The organism is Mycobacterium sp. DBP42 (genome assembly GCF_005924235.1).
Taxonomy (GTDB): Bacteria; Actinomycetota; Actinomycetes; order Mycobacteriales; family Mycobacteriaceae; genus Mycobacterium; species Mycobacterium syngnathidarum.
On record NZ_VCMY01000027.1, the window covers coordinates 10,258 to 22,113 of the forward strand.

Here is an 11,856-nt window from a genome sequence, read left to right on the forward strand (position 1 = left end):
GTGGGTCGGCAGGCCACAGCTTCTTTCACGATTCCCCTGCCCGTCGTCACGGAGGATGCTTTTGCCCGCCTTACGCAAGCACCCGCACACCGCCACCAAACACCTCTTCGTCACCGGTGGTGTGGTGTCTTCCCTGGGTAAGGGGCTGACCGCCTCAAGCCTCGGTCAGTTGCTCACCGCGCGGGGGCTGCAGGTGACGATGCAGAAACTCGATCCCTATCTGAATGTGGATCCGGGCACCATGAACCCGTTCCAGCACGGCGAGGTGTTCGTCACCGAGGACGGTGCCGAGACCGATCTCGACGTCGGCCATTACGAGCGGTTCCTGGACCGCAACCTGTCGCAGTCGGCCAACGTGACCACCGGTCAGGTCTACTCGTCGGTGATCGCTAAGGAACGCCGCGGCGAGTACCTGGGCGATACCGTGCAGGTGATTCCGCACATCACCGACGAGATCAAGAGTCGCATCCTGGCGATGGCCGCGCCGGACGCCGCCGGCCACCGCCCTGACGTCGTGATCACCGAAGTCGGTGGCACGGTAGGCGATATCGAGTCACTGCCGTTCCTGGAGGCCGCGCGCCAGGTGCGCCACGAGGTCGGCCGGGAGAACTGCTTCTTCCTGCACGTGTCGCTGGTGCCCTACCTGGCTCCCTCCGGTGAGCTCAAGACCAAGCCCACCCAACACTCGGTGGCCGCGCTGCGCAGCATCGGTATCACGCCGGACGCGCTGATCTTGCGGTGTGACCGCGATGTTCCCGAACCGCTCAAGAACAAGATCGCGCTGATGTGCGACGTCGACGTCGACGGTGTCATCTCCACCCCGGACGCACCGTCCATCTACGACATCCCCAAGGTGCTGCACCGCGAGGAACTCGACGCCTACGTGGTGCGCCGGCTGAACCTGCCCTTCCGGGACGTGGACTGGTCGGAGTGGGATGATCTGCTGCGCCGGGTGCACGAGCCGCAGGAAACCGTTCGAATCGCGTTGGTGGGCAAGTACATCGACCTCTCCGATGCATACCTTTCGGTGGCTGAGGCACTGCGGGCCGGCGGTTTCAAGCACCGGGCCAAGGTGGAGATCCGATGGGTCGCCTCCGATGACTGCGAGACCGACGCCGGTGCGGCGGCCGCGCTCTCAGATGTCGACGGCGTCCTGATCCCCGGCGGGTTCGGTATCCGCGGCATCGAGGGCAAGCTCGGCGCCATCTCCTTCGCCCGCAAGCGCGGCCTGCCGGTGCTGGGATTGTGTCTGGGACTTCAGTGCATCGTGATCGAAGCGGCCCGGTCGGTCGGGATCACCGGCGCCAACTCGGCCGAGTTCGACCCGAAGACATCGGATCCGGTGATCTCCACGATGGCCGATCAGGAGGACGCCGTCGCCGGCGAGGCGGATCTGGGCGGCACCATGCGACTGGGTGCGTATCCCGCCGTGCTCGAATCGGGATCGATTGTGGCGGAGGCATATCAGGCCACCGAGGTGTCCGAGCGGCATCGACACCGCTACGAGGTCAACAACTCCTACCGGGATCGGATCGCCGAGAGCGGGCTGCGGTTCAGCGGTACCTCGCCCGATGGGCACCTGGTGGAGTTCGTCGAGTACGACGCGAAGGTCCACCCGTTCCTGGTCGGAACGCAGGCGCATCCCGAGCTCAAGAGCCGGCCCACTCAACCGCACCCGCTGTTCGCGGCGTTCATCGGTGCGGCGCTGGACTACAAGGCCGAGGAGCGCTTGCCCGGCATGGATCTTCCCGAGCATTTCGCCGAGGAGGCCGACAACGGCGAGAGCCCGGTGGACGAATCCGAAGCCGCATCTCTTGGCTGAACACGAGTACGAGACGCTGGCCAGTGAAACCGTCTATGTGGGAAGCATTTTCGCGCTGCGGGCGGACGAGGTCAGCATGCCCGGCGGTGGTTCGGCCCGGCGCGAGGTCGTAGAGCACTACGGCGCGGTGGCCGTGGTGGCCCTCGACGAAGACGGCAACGTGGTGCTGGTGTACCAGTACCGGCACCCGCTGGGCCGTCGGCTCTGGGAGCTACCCGCGGGCCTGCTCGACCTCGGCGGGGAACGGCCCGAGGTAACCGCGGCCCGCGAACTCGCCGAAGAGGTCGGCCTGGCGGCCGAGCAATGGCGGGTGCTGGTGGATCTCGACTCGACACCAGGGTTCTCCGACGAGAGCGTGCGGATCTTCCTGGCCACCGGCCTGACCGACATCGGGCGGCCTGAACCCGAGCACGAGGAAGCCGACATGGTGGTCGAGCGGATACCGCTCAAGGAAGCCGTCCGGCAGGTGTTCTCCGGCGAAATCGTGAACGGTATTGCGGTGGCGGGCATTCTGGCGGCGCAGGCAATGACCGGAGCCGAATCGCTACGGCCGGTCGAGGCTGAGTGGGTCGACCGGCCGAGCGCGTTCAGGCGGCGAAAAGGCCTGTCATGACCACGCCGGCCCCGCTCCGCTCGGCCCTCGACGACCAGTTCCGGGGCTACCTCGATCACCTGACGATCGAGCGGGGCGTGGCGGCCAACACCTTGAGTTCGTACCGACGCGACCTGCGCCGCTACGCCGAGCACCTGAGCAGGCGGGGAATCGACGATCTGGCCAAGGTGGCCGAGACCGACGTCAGCGACTTTCTGATCGCACTGCGCCGCGGTGATCCCGAAACGGGAGTGGCTGCGCTGTCGGCGGTCTCGGCGGCCAGGGCGGTCGTCGCGGTCCGGGGCCTGCACCGGTTCGCCACCGCCGAGGGCATGACCGAAAACGATGTCGCACGCGGGGTGAAACCGCCGACTCCGAGCCGGAGGCTGCCCAAGAGCCTCACCCTCGACGAGGTCGTCGCGTTGCTCGAGGCCGCCGGCGGAGACAGCGAGGCCGACGGTCCGCTGACGCTGCGTAATCGCGCGCTTCTGGAGTTGTTGTACTCCACCGGAGCCCGAATCTCGGAAGCCGTGGGACTCGACGTCGATGACATCGACACCCAGGCGCGCTCGGTGCTTCTGCACGGCAAAGGCGGCAAGCAGCGGCTGGTTCCCATCGGCCGTCCCGCCGTCAGCGCACTCGACGCCTATCTGGTGCGGGGGCGACCGGACCTGGCCCGCCGCGGCCGGGGCACGCCGGGGATCTTCCTGAACGCCCGCGGTGGGCGGTTGTCGCGGCAGAGTGCCTGGCAGGTGCTGCAGGATGCGGCGGCACGGGCCGGCATCACCTCGGCGGTCTCGCCCCACACACTGCGGCACTCGTTCGCGACCCACCTGCTCGACGGCGGCGCCGACGTGCGTGTGGTGCAGGAACTGCTCGGCCACGCCTCGGTGACCACCACGCAGATCTACACCATGGTCACCGTGCACACGCTGCGCGAGGTCTGGGCGGGCGCGCACCCGCGGGCGCGTTAGCCGCCCAGGTACTCCGACTCCAGCACCAGGTCGGGCAGCAGGGTCTGGTATTCGGCGTGTGTCTTGTGGTGTGTGGTGTCCCAGCGCGAGCCCTGTTGCTCCTGCATGTAGGCCAGGTATTTCGGTGCCCCCGGCAGCTTCACGTTGTCGGCGACCACGATCGAGCCCCGGTGCAACCAGCCGCGGTCCAGCAGGCTCTGCAGATCGGTCAGGTAGGCGTTCTTGTCGTGGTCGAGGAACACGAAATCCAGCTCGCCGGTGTCGAACCCGTGGGCCGCGAGCGCGTCGAGCGTGCGCCCACCGTCACCGATCGTGCCGACCACGCACGTGATCCGGTCGGCCACCCCGGCGTGTGCCCAGATGCGTCGCGCGATGTCGGCATTGGTGGGGGAGAACTCGACCGAGAACACTCGGGCCACTGGCGCGGCGCGGGCGATGCGCATCGCCCCGTATCCGCAGTAGGTGCCCAACTCGAGAGCCAGCCGGGGATTGGCACGGATCACCGCCGCGTCGAGCAGGGCGCCCTTCTCATCGCCGACGTTGATCAGAAACGACTTCTCGTAGGCGAACTTGTCGATGGTGGCGATGACGTCGTCGAGGTCGCCTGCGCGGGCATTGGCCTCGACGTAGTCCGCAGCCGCGGCCTCCCGCCCGTCGCCCCACTGCCCGGTGCGAGCGAAGTTTCTGGCGCCGATTCCCATCCGGATGAACGACCACCGCAACAGCGGCAGGCGCTGTTTGAGACTCATGACGCACACCATATGCGTCTGATTGCCCGCGGGTCTGCCCGTCGAGGCTGCGTACCGACGTTAAACTTGCCGGGATGTGCGCGAATACTGCGGGATGCCTGACCAGCGGTGGTCGGGTATGAACGACGACAGCGCACACGACGGCCTCTTCGAACACAACACGCCCGAACTCGGCCTGACGGGGCGGCCACCGCGCGACATTCCCGAACCGCCACCGCGTTCGACCCACGGTCCGGCCAAGGTCATCGCGATGTGCAATCAGAAGGGCGGGGTCGGCAAGACCACCTCGACCATCAACCTGGGCGCCAGCCTGGCCGAGTACGGCCGCCGGGTACTGCTGGTCGACCTGGACCCGCAGGGCGCACTGTCGGCCGGCCTCGGGGTGCCGCACTACGAACTCGAGCACACCGTGCACAACCTTCTGGTCGAACCGCGGGTGTCGATCGACGACGTGGTGATCAAGACCCGGGTCAGCGGCATGGACCTGGTGCCCAGCAACATCGACCTGTCGGCTGCCGAGATCCAACTGGTCAACGAGGTCGGCCGCGAACAGTCACTGGCCCGGGCCCTGTACCCGGTGCTGGACCGCTACGACTACGTGCTGATCGATTGCCAGCCGTCGCTGGGCCTGCTCACGGTCAACGGATTGGCCTGCGCCGACGGTGTGATCATCCCCACCGAATGCGAGTACTTCTCGCTGCGCGGGCTGGCGCTGCTCACCGACACCGTGGACAAGGTGCACGACCGGCTCAACCCGAAACTGTCCATCAGCGGCATCTTGGTCACCCGGTACGACCCACGCACGGTGAACGCGCGCGAGGTCATGGCCCGCGTCGTGGAACGATTCGGCGACCTGGTGTTCGACACCGTGATCACCCGGACCGTGCGGTTCCCGGAGACCAGCGTGGCCGGGGAACCGATCACCACCTGGGCACCAAAGTCCGGCGGTGCGGTGGCCTACCGATCGCTGGCGCGCGAAGTCATCGACCGGTTCGGCGCGTGAACGATGTCCTGAACACCCCGGCCACTCCGACCGGCGATCCAGCAGAACCAGCTGCCGCCGTCGGGGATGAGTCGACCGCCGGTGAGCAGCAGAACCGCTTCCAGGTTCGGCTCACCAACTTCGAGGGCCCGTTCGATCTGCTGCTGCAGCTGATCTTCGCGCACCGCCTCGACGTCACCGAGGTGGCATTGCACCAGGTCACCGACGATTTCATCGCGTACACCAAGGAGATCGGCGCCCGCCTCGAGCTCGACGAGACCACGACGTTCCTGGTGATCGCGGCCACCCTGCTGGATCTGAAGGCGGCCCGGCTGCTGCCGTCGGGCGAGGTGCACGACGAGGAGGATCTCGCGCTTCTCGAGGTCCGCGACCTGTTGTTCGCGCGGCTACTGCAGTACCGCGCGTTCAAACACGTCGCGATGATGTTCGCCGAACTGGAGGCCGCGGCGCTGCGCAGCTACCCGCGGGCGGTATCCCTGGAAGACCGATACTCCGACCTGCTGCCCGAGGTGATGCTCGGCGTCGACGCCGGCAAATTCGCCGAGATCGCTGCCGCCGCCCTCACCCCGCGCCCGGTGCCGACGGTCGGCACCGACCACATCCATGCGCCCAAGGTGTCGGTGCCTGAGCAGGCCCACCGGATCATCGCCCTGCTCGAACAGCGCGGGATCGGCGAATGGGCAACTTTCGCCGACCTCGTGGCAGAGTGCACCGACGGACTGCAGATCGTCGGCCGCTTCCTGGCGCTGCTCGAACTGTTCCGAGCCAAGGCGGTAGCATTCGAGCAACCAGAACCGCTTGGAGTGCTCCAGGTTTCGTGGACCGGAGATCGGCCGACCAGCGAACATCTGGCCACCGCTGATGCGGAAGAATAGCGAGAACAATGACTGACGAGATCTCCGATTCCGGAGAGCGGTCCGATGATGCCCCGGGTGATGTGAACCCGGTCGGAGATGACCTGGGCATCGATGTGGCGACGGTTCCCGAGCTCGAAGACGGTGAGCTGGGGGCCGTGCTGGAAGCGCTGCTGTTGGTGGTGGACACCCCGGTGACGGTGGATGCGCTTGCCTCGGCGACCGAGCAGCCCGCCTATCGGGTGATGGCCAAACTGCGCCTGATGGCGGAAGACTTCGCCGCCCGGGACAGTGGCATCGACCTGCGCGAGGCCGCCGGCGGTTGGCGGATGTACACCCGGGCGCGTTACGCCCCGTATGTCGAGCGGCTGCTGCTCGACGGTGCTCGTTCCAAACTGACCCGCGCTGCCCTGGAGACCCTGGCCGTGGTGGCCTACCGGCAACCGGTGACCCGGGCGCGGGTGAGTGCGGTGCGCGGCGTCAACGTCGATGCGGTGATGCGGACCCTGGTGGCGCGCGGTCTGATCACCGAGGCGGGCAACGACCCCGACAGCGGCGCGGCCAGCTTCGCCACCACCGACCTGTTCCTCGAGCGGCTGGGCCTGACCTCGCTGTCCGATCTGCCCGACATCGCGCCATTGCTGCCCGATGTCGACGTGATCGACGATCTGAGCGAATCACTCGGTGACGAGCCGCGTTTCGCCAAACTCAACGGTGGCTCACCCGGCAACAATCAGCCGCCGGCGTTCGACGTGGACAAGGACTGACATGGCTGACGATTTTGGTCCTCCTCGCGTGCGGGGCGAAGAAGGCGTACGGCTGCAGAAAGTGTTGTCACAGGCCGGAGTTGCGTCCCGGCGGGTGGCCGAAAGAATGATCACCGATGGCCGTGTAGAGGTCGACGGCCGACTGGTGACCGAGCTGGGCACCCGCGTCGACCCGGCGACGGCCGAGATCCGGGTGGACGGTTCGCGGGTGGTGTTCGACGACACCCTGGTGTATCTGGCGATCAACAAGCCGCGCGGCATGTTGTCCACGATGTCCGACGAGAAAGGCCGGCCGTGCGTCGGAGACCTCGTCGAGCACCGGGTTCGGGGTAACAAGAAGCTGTTCCACGTCGGCCGGCTCGATGCCGACACCGAGGGCCTGCTGTTGCTGACCAACGACGGCGAGCTCGCCCACCGGCTGATGCATCCGTCCTACGAGATCCCGAAAACCTATGTGGCGACGGTGATCGGCACGGTGCCGCGGGGGCTGGGCAAGAAGCTGCGCGCCGGTGTCGAACTGGACGACGGCCCGGCCCACGTAGACGACTTCGCGGTGGTGGACACGGTTCCGGGCAAGACGCTGGTCAAGGTCACCCTCCACGAGGGCCGCAACCGCATCGTGCGGCGGATGCTGGCCGCGGTGGACTTCCCGGTGCAGGAACTGGTCCGCACCGACATCGGTTCGGTGGCTCTCGGTGAGCAGCGGCCGGGCAGTATCAGGGCGCTCAGCCGCAAGGAAATCGGCGAGCTTTATCAGGCGGTGGGAATGTGAGCGGATCTCTGGTGGTGGCGGTCGACGGCCCGGCCGGAACCGGAAAGTCCTCGGTTTCAAGAGGTTTGGCGCAAGCGCTGGGTGCGAGCTACCTGGACACCGGTGCGATGTACCGGATCGTCACGCTGGCGGTGCTGCGGGCCGGGGTCGATCTGAGCGACGCCGCAGCGATCGACGCGGTGGCCTCGGGTGCGGTGATCGGCGTCGGTTCGGACCCCGGTGAGGACCGCGCCTACCTGGCCGGTGAAGACGTCTCCGCCGAGATCCGCGGCGACGAGGTGACCCGCGCGGTGTCGGCGGTCTCGGCGGTGCCCGGGTTGCGTGCGCGGCTGGTCGAGTTGCAGCGGCAATTGGCGTCCTCGGGTGGACGTGTGGTGGTCGAGGGCCGCGACATCGGCACCGTGGTACTGCCCAAGGCCGACGTCAAGATCTTCCTGACCGCGTCGGCGGAGGAGCGGGCCCGGCGACGCAATGCCCAGAACATCGCGAGCGGTCTGCCCGACGATTACGAGACCGTGCTCGCCGACGTGCAGCGGCGCGACCACCTCGATTCCACTCGCGCCGTGTCGCCGTTGCGCGCGGCTGACGACGCCCTGGTGGTCGACACCAGCGACATGGACCAAACACAGGTCGTGGCACACCTTCTCGACCTGGTGACCCAGCATGCGGGGGTACGGCGATGAACGTCTCTGAAGGGGACGGCACCTGGTCGGACGAAAGTGACTGGGAGTTCAGTGACGAAGTCGCCGAGGTGCTGGAGGAGGCCGCCACGCCACCGCCGGTGCTGGCCGTCGTCGGTCGGCCCAACGTCGGGAAATCGACTCTGGTAAACCGGATCCTGGGCCGTCGCGAAGCCGTCGTGCAGGACATCCCCGGGGTCACCCGCGACCGGGTGTCCTACGACGCGAACTGGTTGGGCCGCCGGTTCATGGTGCAGGACACCGGCGGCTGGGAGCCCGACGCCAAAGGCCTTCAGCAGCTGGTGGCCGATCAGGCGCTGGTGGCGATGCGTACCGCCGACGCGATCATCCTCGTCGTCGACGCCGTCGTCGGCGCCACCTCGGCCGACGAGGCGGCGGCCCGGATGCTGCGCAAGTCGGGCAAGCCGGTTTTCTTGGCGGCCAACAAGGTTGACACGCAGCGAGGCGAATCCGACGCCGCGGCGCTGTGGTCGCTGGGCATCGGTGAGCCGCACTCGATCAGCGCCATGCACGGGCGCGGCGTCGCCGATCTGCTGGACACCGTGATGGAGAAGCTGCCCGAGGTTTCGGAGGTGGCCGGCAGCGGTGGCGGCGGGCCACGCCGCGTGGCATTGGTGGGCAAGCCGAACGTCGGTAAGAGCTCGCTGCTGAACCGGCTGGCCGGCGACGAGCGCTCGGTGGTGCACGATGTCGCGGGCACCACGGTCGACCCCGTCGACTCGCTGATCGAATTGGGCGGCAAGACTTGGCGTTTCGTCGACACCGCGGGTTTGCGGCGTAAGGTCGGCCAGGCCAGCGGACACGAGTTCTACGCCTCGGTGCGCACCCACGGCGCGATTGATGCGGCCGAGGTGGCGATCATGCTGATCGACGCCTCTCAGCCGCTGACCGAGCAGGACCTACGGGTGTTGTCGATGGTGATCGATGCCGGCCGTGCACTGGTCATCGCGTTCAACAAATGGGACTTGGTCGACGAAGACCGGCGTTACCTGCTGGACAAGGAGATTGACCGCGAACTGGTCCAGGTGCAGTGGGCGCCGCGGGTCAACATCTCGGCCATGACCGGTCGGGCCGTGCAGAAGCTGGTGCCGGCCCTGGAGACCTCGCTGGCGTCCTGGGACAAGCGGATCTCGACCGGCCAGCTCAACAACTTCCTCAAAGAGATCGTGGCCGCGACGCCGCCGCCGGTGCGGGGCGGCAAGCAGCCCAAGATCCTGTTCGCCACCCAGGCCGCCACCCGGCCGCCGACCTTCGTGCTGTTCACCTCCGGGTTCCTGGAGGCCGGCTACCGCCGGTTCCTGGAGCGCCGGCTGCGTGAGCAGTTCGGTTTCGAGGGCAGCCCGGTGCGGATCAATGTCCGGGTCCGGGAGAAGCGCGGAGCGAAGCGCTAGCGGAGCGACCATCCAGCACGGCGCACCCAAGAGGCGCTGACCCCTCGGGCCGATAGGCTGGCCCGAGTGTCGGTCACCCACATGATCCTGATCGCGCTGGCCGGTGTCGGCGCGGGTGCGATCAACGCCATCGTCGGTTCGGGCACGCTGATCACCTTCCCGACGCTGGTGGCGCTGGGAATTCCGCCGGTCACCTCGACGATGTCCAACGCCGTCGGTCTGGTTGCCGGCGGGGTTTCGGGTACCTGGGGCTATCGGCGGGAACTGCGCGGGCAGTGGAAGCGGCTGCGCTGGCAGATTCCCGGATCACTGATCGGTGCCGGTCTGGGCTCCTGGCTACTGCTGCACCTGCCGGAAAAGGTGTTCGTCACCGTGGTGCCGGTCCTGCTGATCCTGGCGTTGGTGCTGGTGGTCGTCGGGCCACGGATCCAGGGCTGGGCGCGGCGACGCGCCGAGGCCTCAGGGCAATCCGCCGATCACGTGAGTCCGGGTCGCATGGCGGTGCTGGTGATCGGCACGTTCGCCGTCGGTGTCTACGGCGGCTACTTCACCGCGGCCCAGGGGATCCTGCTGATCGCGGTGATGGGTGCCCTGCTGCCAGAGTCGATGCAGCGCATGAACGCCGCCAAGAACTTGCTGTCGCTGCTGGTCAATGTCGTGGCCGCACTGGCGTACACGATCGTGGCGTTCGACCGGATCAGCTGGGAAGCGGCAGGCCTGATCGCGGTCGGTTCGTTGATCGGCGGCTTCCTGGGCGCGCACTACGGCCGGCGGCTGTCGCCGAACGCGTTGCGGGCCGTGATCGTGGTGGTGGGCTTGATCGGGCTGTACCGATTGTTGACGGTCTGAGCCCGTTGGCGCGATCTGGTCCGGACTCTTGTAGGCTTGCTCAGTCTGTCTGACGACGAGGGAGAGGGGTGACCCGGTGGCCGAGCGCGCGTACCGCACCGCACCGTCCACCCTTGCTGCTCTCGAGCCGTTCTGGCCGTCGCGCCGGTTGATGGCTTTCGACGAATGGTGTCGCGCGCGCAGCTGATCCGCGCCCGTCAATCGTCAGGTCGCTGCGCGACCACAATCGAAAGCAGCCGAACCCATGCGTTCGCTTCTGATCTTCACGCTCGTCGGCCTGGGAGCCCAGTTGGTCGACGGTGCGCTCGGGATGGCCTTCGGTGTCACTGCCTCGACCCTCCTGGTGCTCAGCGGCGTGGCTTCGGCGCAGGCCAGCGCCGCGGTGCACCTGGCCGAGGTGGGTACCACCTTGGCGTCGGGTCTGTCGCACTGGCGGTTCAAGAACATCGACTGGGGCATCGTGCTCAAGCTCGGTGTACCGGGCGCGACCGGCGCGTTCCTCGGAGCGACAGTGCTCTCGTCGCTGTCGACCGAAGACGCCGCCCCGCTGATGGCCACGATCCTGCTGTGCATCGGGGTGTATGTACTCCTGCGGTTTTCATTGCGCACACCGCCGGCCCTGCGGTCGGGCAGCACTCCGCACACTGCCAAGTTCCTCACCCCGCTCGGGCTGTTCGGCGGGTTCATCGATGCGTCCGGAGGTGGCGGCTGGGGCCCGATCACGACCAGCACGCTGCTGTCGCGGGGCAAGACCGCGCCCCGGACGGTAATTGGTTCGGTGAGTGCCTCGGAGTTCCTGGTCGCGGTGTCGGCATCGCTGGGCTTTCTGGTGGGTCTGCGGCAGGATTTCCTGCACAACCTCCCCGTGGTGGCCGGATTGGCGGTGGGTGGAGTGCTCGCCGCGCCGCTGGCAGCGTGGCTGGTGTCGAAGATCAGTCCAGCACTGCTGGGCACCACGGTGGGCGGTGTGATCGTCCTGAGCAACGCTCAGAAGCTGTTGAAGTACTTCGGCATTCACGGCGCCGCCTCGACGGCCGTGTGCGTCGCGATCGTGGTTCTTTGGGCCGGGCTGGTGCTGTACGCCTGGCGAGTCTCCCGGGCCCCCGAATACCTGCCCGAGGCGCTCGACGCCGAGGAGCCTGCCGAAGAAGAGCTGGCAGACGAGCCGGACACCGCCGCCCGGTGACGCGCAGGGGGAGCGATTGGGGTGAAAGCGGGTCTCTACGGTAAGCTTTCGACTCGCTGCCGGTGCTAGCCGGAAGCAAGCGGGCTGTGGCGCAGCTTGGTAGCGCACTTGACTGGGGGTCAAGTGGTCGCAGGTTCAAATCCTGTCAGCCCGACCACAGATCAGAGGCCGTTTCCGAGGTTCGGAAGCGGCCTTT

Annotated in this window: 12 protein-coding genes and 1 tRNA gene; 12 read left to right on the forward strand and 1 reads right to left on the reverse strand. The window is 67.3% G+C overall.

The genetic code is table 11. The features are described from left to right. The first annotated feature begins 55 nt into the window (after window positions 1-55). The 3 genes from E0T84_RS21395 to xerD are packed head-to-tail and all read left to right on the forward strand — an operon-like array spanning window position 56 to window position 3,388. Window positions 56-1,822 carry a CTP synthase gene (locus tag E0T84_RS21395; protein WP_171055128.1) on the forward strand — a complete coding sequence of 589 codons (1,767 nt, stop codon included), beginning with the start codon at window positions 56-58 and terminating at the stop codon, window positions 1,820-1,822. After that, window positions 1,815-2,435, forward strand: a complete 621-nt coding sequence (locus E0T84_RS21400; RefSeq protein ID WP_138745457.1) for an NUDIX hydrolase — start codon at window positions 1,815-1,817, stop codon at window positions 2,433-2,435. The genes E0T84_RS21395 and E0T84_RS21400 overlap by 8 nt, the downstream gene beginning before the upstream one ends. After that, the gene (gene xerD, locus E0T84_RS21405) at window positions 2,432-3,388 is read left to right on the forward strand and encodes a site-specific tyrosine recombinase XerD (protein WP_070188251.1); all 957 of its coding nucleotides are present in this window, start codon (window positions 2,432-2,434) and stop codon (window positions 3,386-3,388) included. The genes E0T84_RS21400 and xerD overlap by 4 nt, the downstream gene beginning before the upstream one ends. Here the strand turns inward: xerD and E0T84_RS21410 are convergent. After that, entirely contained in the window at window positions 3,385-4,137 is a 753-nt protein-coding gene (locus tag E0T84_RS21410; protein WP_138745458.1) for an O-methyltransferase, read from the reverse strand. The two genes, xerD and E0T84_RS21410, sit on opposite strands and share 4 nt — an antisense overlap. A 118-nt stretch (window positions 4,138-4,255) precedes the next feature. On the opposite strand from E0T84_RS21410, the gene E0T84_RS21415 reads away from it, so the two are divergent. The 9 genes from E0T84_RS21415 to E0T84_RS21460 all read left to right on the forward strand — a co-directional run bounded on the left by E0T84_RS21415 (window position 4,256) and on the right by E0T84_RS21460 (window position 11,817). Then, a complete protein-coding gene (locus tag E0T84_RS21415) occupies window positions 4,256-5,140 on the forward strand; it encodes a ParA family protein (RefSeq protein ID WP_070188263.1) in 885 nt (294 codons plus the stop codon). Beyond that, window positions 5,137-6,015: a segregation/condensation protein A gene (locus tag E0T84_RS21420; RefSeq protein ID WP_070188250.1), complete on the forward strand. Its 879-nt coding sequence runs from the start codon at window positions 5,137-5,139 to the stop codon at window positions 6,013-6,015. The genes E0T84_RS21415 and E0T84_RS21420 overlap by 4 nt, the downstream gene beginning before the upstream one ends. Before the next feature lie 8 nt (window positions 6,016-6,023). Then, the gene (scpB, locus tag E0T84_RS21425; RefSeq protein ID WP_138745459.1) at window positions 6,024-6,761 is read left to right on the forward strand and encodes an SMC-Scp complex subunit ScpB; all 738 of its coding nucleotides are present in this window, start codon (window positions 6,024-6,026) and stop codon (window positions 6,759-6,761) included. 1 nt (window position 6,762) lies between these two features. Then, the gene (locus tag E0T84_RS21430) at window positions 6,763-7,533 is read left to right on the forward strand and encodes a pseudouridine synthase (protein WP_171055129.1); all 771 of its coding nucleotides are present in this window, start codon (window positions 6,763-6,765) and stop codon (window positions 7,531-7,533) included. Next, window positions 7,530-8,216, forward strand: a complete 687-nt coding sequence (cmk, locus tag E0T84_RS21435) for a (d)CMP kinase (protein ID WP_138745460.1) — start codon at window positions 7,530-7,532, stop codon at window positions 8,214-8,216. The genes E0T84_RS21430 and cmk overlap by 4 nt, the downstream gene beginning before the upstream one ends. Next, window positions 8,213-9,625, forward strand: coding sequence for a ribosome biogenesis GTPase Der (gene der / locus E0T84_RS21440; protein WP_070188246.1), 1,413 nt, complete (start codon window positions 8,213-8,215; stop codon window positions 9,623-9,625). Before cmk ends, der begins: the two co-directional genes overlap by 4 nt. An 81-nt stretch (window positions 9,626-9,706) precedes the next feature. Continuing rightward, window positions 9,707-10,474 carry a sulfite exporter TauE/SafE family protein gene (locus E0T84_RS21445; protein WP_371726201.1) on the forward strand — a complete coding sequence of 256 codons (768 nt, stop codon included), beginning with the start codon at window positions 9,707-9,709 and terminating at the stop codon, window positions 10,472-10,474. 244 nt (window positions 10,475-10,718) lie between these two features. Further along, complete coding sequence (locus tag E0T84_RS21455; RefSeq protein ID WP_070188244.1) at window positions 10,719-11,660, forward strand: sulfite exporter TauE/SafE family protein; 942 nt, start codon at window positions 10,719-10,721, stop codon at window positions 11,658-11,660. Between the two features lie 80 nt (window positions 11,661-11,740). Next, a tRNA-Pro gene (locus E0T84_RS21460) sits at window positions 11,741-11,817 on the forward strand. Window positions 11,818-11,856: the final 39 nt, after the last annotated feature.